Annotated in this window: 15 protein-coding genes; 5 read left to right on the forward strand and 10 right to left on the reverse strand. The window is 48.6% G+C overall.

The features are described 5' to 3' along the window. The first annotated feature begins 692 nt into the window (after nucleotides 1-692). Nucleotides 693-1160: a GNAT family N-acetyltransferase gene (locus Q502_RS14725; protein ID WP_258001880.1), complete on the forward strand. Its 468-nt coding sequence runs from the start codon at nucleotides 693-695 to the stop codon at nucleotides 1158-1160. Beyond that, nucleotides 1150-1881, forward strand: coding sequence for a sterol carrier protein domain-containing protein (locus Q502_RS14730; RefSeq protein ID WP_258001881.1), 732 nt, complete (start codon nucleotides 1150-1152; stop codon nucleotides 1879-1881). Before Q502_RS14725 ends, Q502_RS14730 begins: the two co-directional genes overlap by 11 nt. 71 nt (nucleotides 1882-1952) lie before the next feature. On the opposite strand, the gene Q502_RS08935 is transcribed toward Q502_RS14730, so the two are convergent. Genes Q502_RS08935 through Q502_RS08960 form a run of 6 tightly spaced genes read right to left on the reverse strand, consistent with a single transcriptional unit; the run spans nucleotide 1953 to nucleotide 7323 of the window. Next, nucleotides 1953-2714 (reverse strand): SDR family NAD(P)-dependent oxidoreductase, encoded by a 762-nt coding sequence (locus Q502_RS08935; RefSeq protein WP_102818968.1) that lies wholly within the window; start codon nucleotides 2712-2714, stop codon nucleotides 1953-1955. 6 nt (nucleotides 2715-2720) lie between these two features. Then, complete coding sequence (locus Q502_RS08940) at nucleotides 2721-3533, reverse strand: nucleoside phosphorylase (protein WP_112109514.1); 813 nt, start codon at nucleotides 3531-3533, stop codon at nucleotides 2721-2723. A 4-nt stretch (nucleotides 3534-3537) separates the two neighbouring features. Then, nucleotides 3538-4380, reverse strand: a complete 843-nt coding sequence (locus tag Q502_RS08945) for a carbohydrate ABC transporter permease (RefSeq protein ID WP_102818969.1) — start codon at nucleotides 4378-4380, stop codon at nucleotides 3538-3540. Between the two features lie 9 nt (nucleotides 4381-4389). Further along, nucleotides 4390-5256, reverse strand: coding sequence for a carbohydrate ABC transporter permease (locus Q502_RS08950; RefSeq protein ID WP_102818970.1), 867 nt, complete (start codon nucleotides 5254-5256; stop codon nucleotides 4390-4392). 49 nt (nucleotides 5257-5305) lie between these two features. After that, nucleotides 5306-6553: an ABC transporter substrate-binding protein gene (locus Q502_RS08955; protein WP_102818971.1), complete on the reverse strand. Its 1248-nt coding sequence runs from the start codon at nucleotides 6551-6553 to the stop codon at nucleotides 5306-5308. A 29-nt stretch (nucleotides 6554-6582) separates the two neighbouring features. After that, on the reverse strand, nucleotides 6583-7323 hold the full coding sequence (locus tag Q502_RS08960; RefSeq protein WP_102818972.1) for a GntR family transcriptional regulator: 741 nt from the start codon (nucleotides 7321-7323) through the stop codon (nucleotides 6583-6585). Between the two features lie 1122 nt (nucleotides 7324-8445). Here Q502_RS08960 and Q502_RS08970 point away from each other — a divergent pair. From Q502_RS08970 to Q502_RS08980, 3 genes are all read left to right on the forward strand, one after another. Continuing rightward, the gene (locus Q502_RS08970) at nucleotides 8446-10074 is read left to right on the forward strand and encodes an ABC transporter substrate-binding protein (RefSeq protein WP_102819066.1); all 1629 of its coding nucleotides are present in this window, start codon (nucleotides 8446-8448) and stop codon (nucleotides 10072-10074) included. A gap of 472 nt (nucleotides 10075-10546) precedes the next feature. Then, nucleotides 10547-11467: a hypothetical protein gene (locus Q502_RS08975; protein ID WP_102818974.1), complete on the forward strand. Its 921-nt coding sequence runs from the start codon at nucleotides 10547-10549 to the stop codon at nucleotides 11465-11467. Between the two features lie 22 nt (nucleotides 11468-11489). Continuing rightward, a complete protein-coding gene (locus Q502_RS08980) occupies nucleotides 11490-12098 on the forward strand; it encodes a bifunctional 4-hydroxy-2-oxoglutarate aldolase/2-dehydro-3-deoxy-phosphogluconate aldolase (protein ID WP_102818975.1) in 609 nt (202 codons plus the stop codon). Here the strand turns inward: Q502_RS08980 and Q502_RS08985 are convergent. The 4 genes from Q502_RS08985 to Q502_RS09000 are packed head-to-tail and all read right to left on the reverse strand — an operon-like array spanning nucleotide 12091 to nucleotide 16605. Beyond that, complete coding sequence (locus Q502_RS08985; RefSeq protein ID WP_102818976.1) at nucleotides 12091-13512, reverse strand: rhamnulokinase family protein; 1422 nt, start codon at nucleotides 13510-13512, stop codon at nucleotides 12091-12093. The genes Q502_RS08980 and Q502_RS08985 overlap by 8 nt on opposite strands. Next, nucleotides 13509-14498, reverse strand: a complete 990-nt coding sequence (locus Q502_RS08990; protein WP_102818977.1) for a carbohydrate kinase — start codon at nucleotides 14496-14498, stop codon at nucleotides 13509-13511. The genes Q502_RS08985 and Q502_RS08990 overlap by 4 nt, the downstream gene beginning before the upstream one ends. After that, a complete protein-coding gene (locus Q502_RS08995; RefSeq protein WP_102818978.1) occupies nucleotides 14495-15142 on the reverse strand; it encodes a transaldolase family protein in 648 nt (215 codons plus the stop codon). The genes Q502_RS08990 and Q502_RS08995 overlap by 4 nt, the downstream gene beginning before the upstream one ends. Before the next feature lie 44 nt (nucleotides 15143-15186). Next, entirely contained in the window at nucleotides 15187-16605 is a 1419-nt protein-coding gene (locus tag Q502_RS09000; RefSeq protein WP_102818979.1) for an L-fucose/L-arabinose isomerase family protein, read from the reverse strand. Nucleotides 16606-16619 lie beyond the last annotated feature (14 nt).

Here is a 16619-nt window from a genome sequence, read left to right on the forward strand (position 1 = left end):
CAAAGTAAGTTCGTCCTGATCATATTACTTTAATTTGCTTGCTCTTTTTCTTTGGTTTTTGCCTCCTGGTGCGAAAGCGCCAGCATCACTTCCCCGGATGCCCTTCCGGGCATCACTTCCTCGCGCCAGCGAGCCTCACTTCCTGGCGAAGCCAGCCTTGCATCTCATTCCGCTCTTTCCAACCCCCAACCTGCCATCCCCGACCCCGGTTCCTCCAAAGCCCAGATCCTGAACAGGAGCTCTTCAGGATGACAAAGTAAGTTCGTCCTGATCAGATTACTTTAATTTGCTTGCTCTTTTTCTTTGGTTTTTGCCTCCTGGTGCGAAAGCGCCAGCATCACTTCCCCGGATTCCCTTCCGGGCATCACTTCCTCGCGCCAGCGAGCCTCACTTCCTGGCGAAGCCAGCCTTGCATCTCATTCCGCTCTTTCCAACCCCCAACCTGCCATCCCCGACCCTGGCTCTTCACAGCATTCAGCGTATCTTAGCAAGTGGCAAGCGGCTCTTTTCGGAGAACCGTTCAACGGTGAACCAGCTTCTCTTGCTCTTTCCAACCTCTAACCTGCAACCCCCGACCCCGATCTTTTTTTCTTAAACTTGCATCCTGCAACTGATATTCGCTCTTTCCAGCCCGCTATCTGCTACCCGCGATATGCTATTATTTTTACACTACTTCCGGAGAGGGTGAGAGGATGTTTGAGTATAGAAGGATCGAAAGTGTGAAGGACTATCTCGATCTTATGAGGTTTTCTTTTGGGATTCCTGGCGGCTGGATGAGATCTGCGTCGAAACATGCAAGTGAAGTCTTCGATGACGATCTAAGAGACCCTATTGGGGCTTACGACGAGTCGATTCTTGCGGCAGAGTATTTGCTCTTCTCTTTGAAGATGAGGCTAAGACAGTCGGTCATCTCTATGGGGGGAGTAGGAAATGTCTGCACAAGTCCTCTATACAGGGGCAAGGGAGCCGTCAAGTTCCTTATGGAAAGATCACTGGAGACTATGAGGGAGAAGAAGCAGGCAGTCTCGCTACTATACCCTTTCAATGCCAACTTCTACAGAAAGCTGGGATGGGAGGAGTTTGATTCGATGCTCGGGGTTAAATTCTCTCCGGGTATGATTAACGTTCCTGAGCTGGATTGCGAAGGGAGTGAATATTGAAGAGATGGAAGATGCAGACAGCGAGATTAGAGAGTTCTATAACGATTATGCAAGCAGTCATTACACTATGATTCTGAGAGACGCCGAAATGTGGAAGAATGATTTCGAGTTTAGAACCGATGAGGATGTTTCGAAGAAATTCGTGAAATTCAAGAAAGATGGAAAGACCACAGGGATGCTTCGCTATGTTTTTCTGTACGACAACTTTGACAAAGACAGATCGCTGAAGTTTGTAGTTACGATGTTCCTCGCGGATGATATAGTCACCAGACATGCAATGTTCCGTTTCTTGAAGGGACTTTCTCTTCAGATAGGTCATGTTCACGCATATCTTCCTCCGGATTTTGTTCTCTGGCCATATCTAAACGATAGGCCCTCGGAGATGAATATAATTTTGAGAACCATGATCCGGATCGTCGATCTGGAGTTGCTAAATGGTCTGAAGATAGACGCACCAGACATGCGGGTCGGCATAAAGATAAGTGATAAACAGGCTTCGTGGAACAACGGTGTCTTCGAAATGTGTATGAAGGATGGTGAGCTCTGCTTCTCTCGTTCCGATTCTTATGATCTCGAATGTGATATTGCGACCTTATCCTCTGTTGTTGGTGGAAAGAGTGATTTCAGGGAGATGATCGAGTTCGGCAGAGTGAAGGCGACGAACAGCTACAGTGGTCAAGATCTTCCAAAGACTACGCCATTTGTGCTTCAACACTTCTAGGTCTTTCAGATTAAGATAAAGATGCCCCGGAATCGATCCGGGGCGTTTTGATTTGTCAAATCCTTCCAACTCTAAACTAAACCCAGTCCTCCGTCTGAAAGTATAACCTGGCCAGTTATCCAGTTTGATTCCTCCGATGCAAGAAATACCATGAGGCCGGTGTGGTCTTCGGGATGTCCTATTCTTCCGGCAGGGGTTCTTTCTTCAATTCTTTTCAAAACTTCTGGATGCTGTGAATAGAAAGGTGACGAAAAAGGAATGGTCTCAGTTGGGCCGGGTGCAATTACGTTCACTTGAATGTTCAGTGAAGCGAGTTCAAGGGCCATCACCCTCGAAATAGCTATTATTCCCGCCTTGGCAGCGCAGTGGCCAGCGTGTTCCCTCTCTGGAAAGAGCCCTCCGACCGAGGCCAGATTGATAATCTTTCCACCACCGTTATTTGCCATCATCTTTGCTACTGCCTGACTTACCATGAACACTATCCTCACGTTTATATGCCACTGTCGATCAATCTCATCAATTGGGTGGTTTAGAAAAGGCGCCCTGAATATGTAAGCGGGGCAGTTAAGAAGAATGTCTACCTTCCATGTATTCTCTTCAATCAGATTGGAGATCTCGTCCACATCTTTTTGATTGTCTATGTTTGCGCATATCGTCGAGCAGAATCCTCTTTTCGTTTGCTCGAGCTCTTCCTTAAGCGTTTCAAGCTTATCTTCGTCTCTATCCAGTATAATGACCTTCGCGCCCTCGTTTACAAAGGCTCTGGCGGCCGAGCCTCCGACTCTCCCGGCCCCGAAAATCAGTGCCGTTTTTCCTGTCAGTCTCTCACTCACAGTTCTTCACCCCTGATCGGCAATCGGGGGGAGAGTGAAGTCCTTTCCCAGCCTGATTGAGATTTCGTGCCAGTTGTTGTACTTCAAAGCCCCCTCGCATGCTGCCCTAATCGCATTCTCATTTGAAGGAGGCGGGTCCGGCCTCTCCCCTTTCGGTATGTTCGATCCGGCAGTGCAGATAGTCACGGCCTTGATCTTCAGGAGAGAAGAAAGAACGTATAAAGTCGCCGCTTCCATATCGAGCTGAAGAGCACCGGCGGCGATCCATTCTTCCAGCTTTCCGTATATCATAGATGGGAAATTTTCTCTCAGAAGAGCGGGCTTCGTTGCATAGAAGGAATCCAGTGAAAGCCCCATGCCTACGTGGTAGTTTACACCGGAATCATCGCAGGCAGAAACCAGTGCCATGAGCAGTAGATAATCCGCCACAGCCGGGAAATTCTCGGGGATGAAGAGGTTTGAAGTTCCGGAGTATCTTATGCAGCTCGAAATAACCATAAGATCGCCGGGCTTCACATCAGGCGCCAATCCTCCGGAGGTTCCAACGCGAATTATCGTATTCACTCCAAGTTTGTTGAGTTCAACTACGGCGATCTCAGTCGAAGGGCCTCCGATTCCGCTTGAACATACTGTGATCGGCAGTTCCTTGTATTTGCCGGTAATCGTTATGTAATCCCTGTTGTTTCCAACCTCTTCGACATCGCTCAAGTACTCTCCTATCTCATAGACTCTAGCCGGATCGCCCGGTAGAAGAGCTGTCTCCGGGAGAGAGCTGGCAGAAATCTGCAAGTGATTCTTTGCCTTTTTTGAAGTGTCCATATAATCATCCTTTCAATCCAGTTCCGCTTATCCCCCGAACGAAATACTTCTGGAGGAAGAGGAAGAGAATGACCGGCGGAAGGCTTCCGGCGATGGCCGAGCTGAATAAGTTCGCCCAGCTGGTGTTTTCTGTTGATCTGTGTGCCGCTATGGCTACCTGCACAACTTCGAATCTGCTTGAATGGGTTGCTACAAGAGGCCAGAACAATGAGTTCCACTGGAACATGAATACCATAACAATCACGGTCACTATTGCCGGTACGCTCAATGGAATAGCTATCTTCCAGTAGATCCTGAACCAGGAGGCACCGTCAATCCTTGCCGCTTCCATTATCTCTGAAGGCACTTCGGAGAAGAACTGCCTGAACAGGAAGATGGCGAGGCCGTTGGCGACACCGGGAAGGATCAGGGCCCAGTAAGTGTTGTCTATCCGCAGCTGCTTAATGAGGATATAGAGGGGTATGACAATCGATTCGAAGGGAACCATGAAGGTTATCAGGACTATTGTGAAAAGGGCCGCCTTGCCCCTGAACTCGAATTTAGCGAGCGCGAATCCTGCCATTGAGGCCACAAGAATTGTTAGGAGAATCGTTGAGACTGAGACGAGAAGACTGTTCATAAGGGCCCTGCCAAAGTTCAGGTTTACGAATATGTGAACAAAGTTCTCTAACGTAGGATTACTAGGAACGAAAGTTCTCCAGGTGAGGGGGTTTGCATATTCATAGAGTGGGCTGGCTGGCCTCAACGCAGATGCGATTACCCATATAAGCGGGATCAGGAAGAAGAGGCTTATTATGCCTAGAATGGCGAATAGAACTAGAGTTTTCCACGGACTTCTTTTCTTCATGATTCCACCTCAATACTCGAATCGAGCCCTGGTGAATCGCAGCTCGAAAAAACTGAATAGAAGGATAATACCAAGCAAGATCGTGGTAATGGCCGAGGCTCTTCCCATGTCGAGATTGACGAAGGCGCTCTTGTAGGATTCGTACATGAGAAGGTTGGTCGAACCCATGGGGCCACCCTTGGTTATTATATATACCGGCGCGAAGCTCAGGAAGTTGAAAGCGGTATTTGCAACGAGAACGAACGATATGGTTCTCGTTAGCAATGGGAGAGTTATCCTGAACGTCTTCCTGAATGTAGAAGCTCCGTCGATGTCAGCCGCTTCGTACAATGTCTCCGGAATGTTCTGCAGTCCAGCAAGAAAGTACATCATCCAGTAACCGGAACTTCTCCATACGTTCAGCAGGACAAGCCCCCAAAGAGCCTGATTCGGAGAGGCGAAGAAGGGCTGGGGTTTGAAGCCAAACATGGTTAAGAAGCTGTTGGCCAGTCCGTTGTAGGGATCAAGCATAACCATCCAGATCACCGAAACGACCGCGAATGAAATCGCCGCAGGTAAGAAGAAAACTGTTCTGAAAAACTTGGTGAAGAAATGGCTTGAGTTAAGAAGCAGTGCCATTAATAACGATGTCAGCACGATCAGCGGGTTGACAACTATCGAGTAGATTAGGGTAACGGAAAACGATTTCCAAAAAACGGGATCGTACTTGAAGAGATATTCGTAGTTTTCGAATCCCACGAATGACTTTACCCCTGTGAAACTAGTCGTGGTGAGGCTCTCAATAACTGAAACGCCAATAGGCCAGATTTTGAAAACGACTAAGAACGCGAGCGCGGGGAGAACGAAAAGCCACGCCACTTTATTGTTTCGAAACATCAGCACACCATCCGAAATACCCTAAGGTCAAGTACGATCCCAAAATCGATTATCTGTATCTTCTAAGCTCTCTATCTATTCTTGCCGCGACTTCCTCAAGCGTGCTTCTCGGATCGGCACCATAATGAATTGAGTTGAATGCCTCTCTGAGCATGAGCTCATACTGAGAATAACCCGGTGTTCGCGGCCTCGGAACTGCCGTTGTCTCCATCTCAGTAATAAACAGCTGCCACATGGGGTTGTCGAATACCTGGGGGAGTGCTTCGTAAACATCGGATCTAGCAGGCGCTATTCCGTTTAGATTGTGCCATGTAATCACGGCGTCTTTACCAGTTATGAACTTCGTGAAAGCAAGGGCGGCATCGAGCTTCTTCGTCTTAGAGTTGATTCCGACATGCCAGCTGCCCGTAGGAGTTACCGCAACTCCGCCATCGAAGTATGGGAAGGGGGAGAGTCCGTAATCTAGATCGGGATATTGGAGCATTCTTCTTATGTTCCACTCATTCCCCAGCATCATTGCTGCTCTTCCGGTTCCGAAATACTCTCGTGAGATAGCCGAGTCACTTAGACCTTGAGGGCTTACCTTCCATTCATTAAACAGCTTCCAGTAGAACGTCGAGCCTTCCACAAAAGCATCTGAAGTGATGTATCCCTGTGAGACAAAACCATCGTCAGAGAGTACTGATGCACCGAGAGACTGAACCATAGGGAAGATAAGATAGGGTCTGTCTATCTGCTCAATTACCAGGCCCCAGATATCTGTTATGCCGTCTCCGTTCGTGTCCTTCGTAAGCTGCTTGGCAATTTCAGCAACCTCTTCCCACGTCAGCCTCTCTTCAAGACTCTCCGGAGGAAAGGGGATACCATATTCTTCAAAGATGGCCTTGTTATAGAAGAGACCTGCGGAAGAAGTTCCGTAAGGTACGGAGTAGAATGTTCCATGATAACTGCCCTCTTCTATGGAGGCATCGAACCAGGCTGCCATCTCTTCTTCGGAAAAGTGCTCGTCGAGAGGGAGAAGATAACCTCTTGCCGCGTAAGAAGCGGTATTGGGTCCGTCTACGATGTAAACGTCGGGAGTACCGTCTCCGGCGGCCAAACGGACTTCAATTGTCTGAAACAGCTGGCCAAAAGGAACGAGCTGAATGTCCACATCGATTCCCGGATTCTCGGCTTTGAACTCGTTGATCACCTGCATAACCTGATCTTGCGGCCATCCCATCCACAGAACTTCGAGCGAAGTAGCCGAAAGAACGACACCCAGTAAGAGAACGATTGCAAGTACGAGCTTCCTCATTTCGCCATACCTCCTGTTGAGCTAATGTATTAACGTCTTCTGATGAGCTTGAAAGTGAACGTTCCTGATGGCAAATAACTCTTCGAGTACAGAACCTTTCTATCTTGAACGTCGTAATGAATTTGCTCAAGCAAGAGCACCGAAGTGCCTACGTCGATCCTCAGCTTTCTTGACAATCCTTCGTCGGACTTGAAAGGAATGAGATCACACTCCGCATATCTTATGTCGATATTATAGTGTTTTCCAAGACCCTCAAAGACGGAACCCTGAATTCTCTCCGGATCTATTTGAGAAACGAATGATCTCGGGATTACGTCAACACAAACAGCAACCGGGATCTCGGAAGCGTACTTCACAGTCTCAAGAAGATATACTATGCTCCCTTCCTCCAGTTCAAGGAGCTCGCCGGCCCTTCCATCGCACACACACTCTTCGAACTGTATGACCTCGCTTCTTGCAGAATGGCCTTGAGATTCAATGAAACTTGCTATGCTTGAAAGCCTTTCTATACCACCCTTGATGATCGGGTATCTGTCTGTAACAAAAGTGCCGACCCCGTGCCTTTTGAGGAGAAGCCCCTCCTTCTGAAGAAGACCAATCGCCTCCCTTAGAGAGTTTCTGCTCACACCGAGCTTTCTTGCCAGGTCAGGTTCAGAAGGAAGCTTCTCGCCAGCCTTCAGCTCTCCGCTCAGTATGAGGTTTCTCATTTCGCTATGGATCTTTCCCGAAAGAGAAGTATGAATATGATGGTTAAGATCGATATCCTTCATCTACACCGCCTCTCTTATGATGTAGGATGTCCTACAAGTAGAATATACACTATTCATCGTCAAAAACAAAAACTGCAGAAACCTTCTGGTTTAGGTTCACTGTCAACGAACTGCCGTCCGAAGAGCCGATATTCGCTGAACGCTGGGAAGAGCCATTGCCCAGAAAAGCATCTGGGGACGCAAGGCTGGCGAAGACCACGCCAGGACGCAAGGCTGCCTTCGGCAGGAAGTGAGGCCCGAAAGAACATCCGGGGAAGTAATGCGGCGAAGAGCATCGCCGAAAGTGAGGCTCGCTGGCGCGAGGAAGTGATGCTGGAATTAAACATTAGACGCAAGGCTGGGCAAGAACGGCCCAGGTCGCAATGCCCGGAAAAGCGTCCGGGGACGCAAGGCTGGCGAAGATCACGCCAGGACGCAAGGCTGCCTTCGGCAGGAAGTGATGCCCGAAAGAAAATCCGGGGAAGTGATGCGGCGAAGAGCATCGCCGGAAGTGAGGCTCGCTGGCGCGAGGAAGTGATGCCCGGAGAAACGTCCGGGAAAGTGATGCCGCTTCGCAGGAAGCAAAAAAAGAGTCGCTGATCGCTGGGAAGACAAGGATCCGTCGTCCGTCAACGGTCCACCGTCCTCCGAAATCGTCGTAGTTAAAAACCACGAGACGATGAGAGAGAACGAGACGGATGAGATTAGATCCAGGTTGAGTGCTCAAGCGAGGATTTAAAGAGTGGTTCATCGTTCCGAGCTGCGCGCCCAGGTTCTTGGTTAAGAACCATGAGATGATTAGAGAGCGCGAGAAAGCTGGAGTTAATAGTGTTGTTCGCAATCGAGAACGAAGAGCAGATCCCATTATGTAATGCTCATTTCAGCTCTAGTTTTTTGACCTTAACCAAGAACGAAGAACAGGTACTCGCTCTGGAACTAAGAATAGATACTTGCTCTGGAGTCTCTCTTTGGCTATTTGTACTCTTACCAACAACGAACAATCCACCACCAACTATTTTTCAAGGTTCTTTCCCCAACGTCAACTGCTGGCACGTTCTTCAGAAGCCCCTGCCTGTTCCGAACAAAACTGAATTCTCTTCATCTAATATAATGGAGGTAATACACAAGTTTCTGGAGGTTGCGGTGAGGAGACTTATTCTGGCTATTCTCATACTCGTGTTCGTTTCAAGTTCTTTCACAGCGGTTCTGAAAGTAAGAGAGACAGGTGATGAGTTTACTTACGCTGAGGTTGCCGGGGGTACGATATACCTCCCTGTGGATACTACTTTCAGCTTCTTGCCTGGGTTTGAGCTTTCAGAAGGGGATTTTTGGGTAACGTTTGCGATTCAGGATCCGCTATTCAGATTGGCAAGCGGTGACGAGTTGAGCCCCTCTCTCGTAGAGAAGTTCGAATGGAGAGACTCGAACACGCGACTGTTTATCGAGTTGAGGAGAGACATTTTCTGGTATGACGGCACTCCTATAACCACTGCAGACATAGAGTATTCGGTTAGAGCGTGGCGCAATACCGATAGTTCTCCGTTATTTCAAACACTTAACGATCCTAGATATGAAGGGCTGACGATAATAGACAGCAAATCGGCGGTTTTCAGTTTCACTTCGGCATATCCTGAATTCATAAACTCCCTGAGGACGGGGATTCTTGCAAAACATGTTTATCAAGACAAGCTAGGAATTGCGCCCGAAAACCTCAAGACAAGTCATGAGATGGACAAGCCTCCTCTAGAAGCATCTTCGGGTCCGTTTCTTCTTGATCAGAAGAGTGTGAAGGGCAACATTGTTCTCAAGAGGAATCCGAACTGGCACGGAGGACATGCCGACGACCTGTTCCCTCTCGTTTTCGATAATTGGCCTGAAAAGAGTCTCCTTGATGAGATTAGGCTTGTCGAGGTGGCGGAACCTTCAGACAGGATCGATATGTTCGAAAGGGGTGAGCTCCATCTGCTTTTCAACGAACCTGAGGAGAACGAAGCACTTATAAGGCTATCTTCATCAGAAACCTTCACTTCGGGAAGCTTTCCGGACGGTACTTATCATGTTGTTTTGATAAACCACAGGAACGAATTGCTTGCGGAGAAGGCGGTAAGACAGGCCATGAAGATGTCTCTAAACTATGAATCGCTTCTCGAAGCTATTCCGAATTCCATGAAGACGTTCATTCCTATCGATCCAAGGACAGCACTCTTCAAGACACTGGAGGCTCAGATAGTGGATCTCCCATACGATCCGGAAAGGGCGAAGAGTCTTCTTGCAAATTCTGGCTATCCTAATGGCATTACTTTGAAGATTAAAGTCTATCATGGAGTTGAGACGAGATTGCTTGAGGAACTAAGAAGAAGCTGGGATAGAATAGGGGTGAAGCTTGAAGTCGAAAAGCTTGATTGGGGCACCCTTCTTCGCGACATCAACGGCGCGGATTACGAGCTGGCCTACCTTCGAGTTCAGGCTTTCGAGTACCCTGAAATTGCTCCCTGGACCAATGAATACGAACATGATTTGAGTACGGGATGGGAAGTCGGTTATCTGAACCAGCAGATTTTTAGGATTTTGAGAAGAGCCGCTATAGAACCTGATTGGGCAAGTCGGACTCCTTATTATCTGGGCGCGTACAGGATCTGGACAAATGATGTTCCGGTGTTGATTCTGGCCCACAGTCTTTCTTATGTGTTCTGGAACAGTGAGCTTGAAGGTCCCGTTCCAGGGAGAGGAGAGCTGTACGAGAATCTCGCCGAGTGGTTTTTGAAGAGGTGAACTTGGTTGACTTGATTGATCATAGCCGACTGACAGATTGGTGACCCGCCACTCTTGCGCGGATATGAGAGGGATAATGCAGAGAGAGTTAGGATCCTCCGGCGAATGTATAGAGAGCACGGAGAATGAGTGAGATGAGGACACGGTCAGCAAGAAGTGAGATTGGGTGCGACTACAACCGTGGCTTTCTTGTTTTCAAACCGGGCGGCCCGTCTAGAGCCTTTAGCTTGGGCAGGTGCAGCGATTGCATCCGACACTCACTTTGGCGGTGATCTGTCATCAAGAGAAGGCATTGAAAGCTCGACGTTTTGATATTAATCAGTGATTCGGCAATTTGGTCGACCACAAGCAGTCACCATTTCTCTGGAGAAGAAATCTGTTTTGGTCAGCCCTTTGGGAGCAAGCTTCGAGATCGTGAAAGTTTTGGGAGTTCACAGTCGGCAATGATGAGGACATAAAGGGGGTATTCGAGATGCTCTATCTTGAAAAGGAACCTTTGAGAAGAGCCCAGTACTTTATTCTCGAGAGTGGAAGAGAATTGGAAAGAAGGCTCTTTGCTTACCATTTCATGGATGGCCCGGCAAATGATGTTGTCGAGGAAATCGCCGGTTATCAAAATTTGGATGGAGGTTTTGGAAACGGAATAGAACCGGATTTCAGACTACCAGCTTCATCTCCAATGGCGACAAGTATAGCACTTCAATATTTGCGAGATTTCGATGAGGTACCTCTCGCAAAGGGGATTATCTCAAAGTCAATTGAATACCTTGACAACACATATGTTCCCGAACGGAAGGGATGGTTTGCAGTTCCGAAAGCCGTCAACGACCATCCGCACGCTCCGTGGTGGGAGTACGACGAAGAAAAGGGAATGTGCGCGATTGATGCGAATTGGGGAAACCCGACCGCTGAATTAATTGGGTATCTGCACAGATACAGGGAGTACACAAGTCTAGATACAGACATGCTCATCCTAAAGGCGATCGAGTATCTTGAAAGCAAAGACGAGTTCGGTTCCTTTCACGAAGTTTTCTGTTTTGTGAGACTCTATAGACAGCTTGAAGAAGAAACGGCTGCCAAGCTCATGCCAAAGCTGTCTGAAGCCGTATGTTCTCTTGTGAGCAAGGATGAAGAAGAATGGAGGACGGAGTATGTGGCCAAACCTCTTGACTTCGTGTCCTCCCCTGACGAGTTTTTCTGCATCGATCAGAATCTGATTGAAGAAAATATCGAGTACTATATCAGGGAGTTTCAGACGCATGGCAAAGTCAAGCCCGCCTGGTCCAAGAGCTTCTATGACGGAGAAATGGCCAAGTCATGGGATGAATGGGTTGCTATAATTACGTTGAGGGCGCTAACTGTTCTCAAGTCTTTTGGAAGAATCGTTCTTTGAACACTATGAATGGAGGGTTGGAGTGAAGAATATCATTCTGCAAGAGAAGATAATGGCTGTTATAAGAAGCGATAGTGTCGATAGATGTGTAGAGATAGGAAGGAGCTGCTTTAAAGGTGGCATAAAGATCCTTGAGATTACATTCACGGTTCCAGACGCACCGAAGGCTATATCGATTCTCTCTGAAGAGATAAAGGGGGCTTACGTTGGAGCTGGAACGGTTATCACTGACGAACAGTTTAACATAGCGGTTAAGAGCGGCGCAAAATACGTGGTAAGTCCCCACTTGTCCGAAGAGCTTGCAATACAGTCAAGGGCTCTCGAGACGCTTTACCTTCCGGGGATAATGACGCCTACTGAGTATGTCAAGGCCACAGGGCTCGGCTGTTCTATGGTTAAAGTCTTTCCCGGCGACGTCCTTTCCCCATCTTTCGTTAAGTCTCTGAAAGGACCGTTCCCCGACGCTCTCTGCGTAGTGTCCGGAGGGGTCAGTCTAGACAATATCGACAAATGGTTTAAGGCAGGCACCGCCGCTGTTGGTATAGGATCCGATCTGACTAAGGGGACTCCGGAAGAGATAGAGGAGAAGGCAAGACAGTACGTCGCCAAAGTCAAGAGTTTCTTTAGATGAAGTCTCGCATTTTTGGAGTGTATTCTTGAAAGTTGAATGAGCGTTGAATAAGATCGTGAGCCTGCGATAGGTCACTTAGTTCTCCAAGGCCCAGCATCTGCACTATGATGTTACCTGTGGCAGTCCCTTCTGCCGGTCCTGCAACTACCGGAAGCCCTGTGTAGTCTGACACCAGCTGACAGAGAAGTCTGTTGCGAATGCCGCCGCCTACCATTCTGATATTCCGTATTGACCGGCCGGTTATTGACTGCAATTGTTTTCTCGTCTGCTCCGTCTGGTAAGCGATTCCTTCGATCGCGGCTCTCACGATCTCCCCCCTGTTTTGCAAAGAGATCCCGAGAGTCTTGGTTTCGGAGAGTATAGCCTTCTCCATGTTTTTTGGTTTCTTGAAGGCTTTGGATTCGACATCGATCTTTCTCTCATAGCTTCTGGCGGTCTGCGCCATCTCGGTCAATGCATAGTGATCGAGATTAGGGTCCGATTTTCTCCACTCTCTGAGTAGTTCCTGAACCAACCAGAGACCGGTCAGATTCTTGAGCAGGCGGTACTTCCTTCCGTAGCAGCCCTCGTTGGCAAGGTTGTTTTCAATAACATCTTCATCTCTGGAAGGTTTGTCGATCAACACCCCTTCCAGGCACCAGGTTCCGGCGCTGACGAACATCGAATCATCTGAAAGATCCATGGACGAAACGGCCGATGCCGTGTCGTGGCTTGCGGGGAGAATGACCTTCATGCCCTTTATATCGAGCTCTTTCGAGATTGAGGGAAGCAGTTCTCCGGCGATTTCGCCAGGATCAACAATAGGAGTCATTATCTCGGGTAGATCGAAGAATCTCATCAGCTCTTCGCTCCAGTCATGCCGATCGGGGTCGAAGAGTTGTGTAGTAGTGGCGAAAGTGAACTCTGTCAGCTTCTCCCCTGTAAGGAAGTAGGTAAGCAGTGAGGGCATCGGGAGAAGGGTATCTGCCTTCTTCAGGTGACGGCTGTTTTTTCGTTTGAGAGATATAAGCTGATAGAGAGTGTTGAACGGCTGAAACTGAGTTGGAGCTCTGTCGAAGATCCATCGCTTGCCGGCCTTCTTTATTGCGTAATCCATGGAATCGTCCTTGAACATGTCCCTGTAGTGTCTAGGGTCACCTTGAATCGAGCCGGAACTGTCGATCAGCCCGAAATCCACTCCCCAGGTGTCGATTCCTACGCTGCGAATCTCAATTCCCAGAACTGAAGCGGCCTTAATGCTGTCCACTACATTCCTGTAAAGCGAAATGAGGTTCCAGTGAGTCGAACCGGCAACATGAATTGGCTCGTTTGAAAAGCGATGTACTTCTTCCAGAACCAGCCTGTTTCGATCGTACTTTCCGACGAAGGCCTTGCCGCTGGAGGCACCGATGTCTATAGCGAGGAATCCGATCAACGATCTACACCCCGTTCCATAAGGAACTGGTTCACTTCGCTTTCGGTTGGCATCGAGCTTGCTCCTCCATATCTTGTTGCGACGATCGCAGCCTCTGCGTTGGCAAAAGTCAGAATGCTTCCCAGAGCTTCTTCGGTAAGATTATGCAGTTCTTCATGGTCCATATTGTAGAGCCTCGAGATTACTGCGGCCATGAATGAATCTCCACAACCGGTGGTCTCGGCCACTCTTACTTTGAACCCCTCTCTCCTTACAGAAGTCCTTCCGCGATAAACAATAGATCCCCTGCTGCCTAGGGTAAGGAAGACGAGCGTGTCCGGTCTGACTTCCAGTCGGGATAGGGCCTTATCCAGACTGTCGCTGTCACATATATATAGCAGGTCGTCGTCGCTGAGCTTGAGAATATCGACTCTGGAGATGATTTCTTTGACTATGGCCCTGAATGAATCGTGTTCTTCTATTGCGCTTCTTCGAATGTTGGGGTCGAATGAAGTCTTGACTCCTCCTGAACTGAACCTTTCAAACAGTTCCATATAAGTGGATGCCGACGGTTCTTCAAGGAGAACTATCGCGCCAAAATGGAAAAGAGAAAAGTTCAGAGGGTCGATCTCTCTTATTTCTTCTGATTTGAGCGATAAATGGGCGGCGTGGTCCCAGTAGAAGCGAAATTCAGGTTTGCCTTCGCCATCCAGCGCAGCAAATGCTATCGGAGTCTTTGTGCCTCTTTCTCGTACGATGTAGCCCGTGGACATTCCGAGAGACTTCAAATACTCGAGTAGTGCGTTACCAAATTCATCCATCCCGATCTTCGCAAGAAATTCCATAGGAACTCCAAGCCTATGAAGGCCGGCAGAGATGTTGAAAGGGGCGCCACCCGGTTTCTTCTCGAACAGGGTGGTGCCTTCCAGGCCCTTCATCGGTTCTCTAGAGATGAAATCGAAGAGGATCTCTCCAGAGCACAGAACCGGCTTAGGCCAATCCTTCATAACTTGAAGTCTCCCTCGAATCTATCGAGATCATCTGCAGGAAAGCTTCCCTTTATGTATTCTTTCGCAATTTCTATTGGGAGAGTGAGATCGTGGACCCCGAGAGAAAGAAGCTTGTTTGCGCTATCTATATCCTTAATGCTTGCCGCTATTATTCGAGGGGCATTTGAGTGCCAGTCTCCGATCTCAAGCATTTCGGTGATCCTCTCCTCCGGATCGATTCCAGCCTTCTTCATTCTGTCGAAGTACACGGCCACATACTCGACTTCCATGCTGAGCGCGGCATAATACTGCTCTACCGTGTAAACTGCCGTTGCACAAACACCGACACCAATCTCGTCAAGCTCAGGAACAAATGACGACGCCTTTTCCGGGTCCCAAGGAAGCTTTACGGTGAAGAATTCGGGGTCGAAATCACTCTTCTTGATGAACTCCTTCACTTTCTGTATCCAGTTTGTCGATGATATGCTGCCTTGAACAAAGTGACGCTCTCCCGGGACCTTCGAGAGAAACTTCATTGCGTCCATTAGGCCCCATCCGGGTCTGTCGCGTTTCAGGATAGTCGGGTTAGTTGTTATTCCTGCAAAAACAGGTTGCTTAACGAGCTCAACGCTCTTTTCACAAATACCGTCAATGTATAACATTATCAGGCTCCTTTCTTAAGAAACTATATGTCTTGAAATGCAGTTTACTCTGCAAGAATCTGGTAATCAATACCCTTTATATCACAGAACTGTACCAGTTCCTCTACAAAATCGCCGTAGACACCGTGAGTGTGGTTGCACGGGTAGTATCTCAGGAAGGTTTCCATGTCCGTATCCAGCTTCACATAGGCATGCGGCCATTCGATCTGGACCTTCTCCGACAGCTTCTTTTCTTCGGCTTCAGAGAGCTTAACGAACTCTCCCGGTACTATTGTCATGATGTACTCGCCGTTCTGTCTTGCAAGCCTGGCAAGGGTAACTCGCCCAGGTGCCGCGAAGTGCTTTACGGCTGCTCCTCCGGCAGGGAAGTAGAAGTCCTCTGGATACAATTCTACGTTTTTGAGATTAACTTCGGGATTCATCGATTTTCCTGCAAAATAAGTCGCGTGAGTGCCCGAGTTACAGAGATCTAGCAGGTTTTCTTCTTCAAAGTAATGTCTCACGTCTGCAAATAGAACAGGAGTCTGAGCAATATGCTTGAAGATCTCCATTGTCAGAGCTCCATCCATATCCGTTTCGGTGGCCGCAACGATTGTCTCCTTTGAACCGTGCCAGTCGTACGGATCGTTGAGGAAGGCCTCTACAATATCCATAGTTGCGTAGTTGTTTGTCATTTCGGGCTGACCTTTGAAGCCCACAAAGTCAAGTTCGTACTCCTCGATAATGCTTAAAGCAGCTTCGTAGAGTGCAATCTGTTTTTCGAGTTTTTCGGGAGTAAGCTGTTTCCCGTCATACTTAACTGTCGCCAGTCTTTCCAGCCATTCTCTTGCCTTTTTCGTGACGTCTTTCGGCACTTTCTCCGCTCTTACTACGAGCTCATACTGGTCAATCTGCTCGACATCGACGCCGAACTCCTTCAGCCACTGATCACCGTTCGCGGTGGCGGTGTACATTCCCATCGGGCGGCCGCCGAACATACCATACCTCTCGCCCTTAAGTCTTGCCGCTGCCGACGCAGCTCTCAAAAAGTGCATGACTCTCTCGATTACATCTGAATCTTCGGGGTTTCCCCACACCCTTTCCGGCATTATTCCGACCTGTTCCAGTGCGCCGGCGGCCGCCAGCTGCCCGACCATTCCCGGATACGCCGGGTTGATCTGTCCATAGGTGAGGAAAGGACCTGGTGCATAAAGCGAGGCCATCACGGAAAGATGCGGCCAGCACCAGATGGCGTAGTTAAATATCGTGGCCTCAACCTCGGCCTTCATCAGTTCCTTGCCGGCCTTCTTCGCGAGCGAAGGCTTCCAGACTATATCGGAGGCTGTGACAACTTCCACTTCACCCGTTGCTTCAAGGGCCTTAACCAACCTGTCTTGAAACCCCTTGTTCATTTCGATCAGATCGTTGTGAACAAAATCGCGCCCGTCGGAAAAAGTGATCACTCCAACCTTTCTCTTTTTCATTGAGCATTCCTCCT

The organism is Mesotoga sp. Brook.08.YT.4.2.5.2. (assembly GCF_003351125.1).
In the GTDB taxonomy this organism is placed as follows: Bacteria; Thermotogota; Thermotogae; order Petrotogales; family Kosmotogaceae; genus Mesotoga.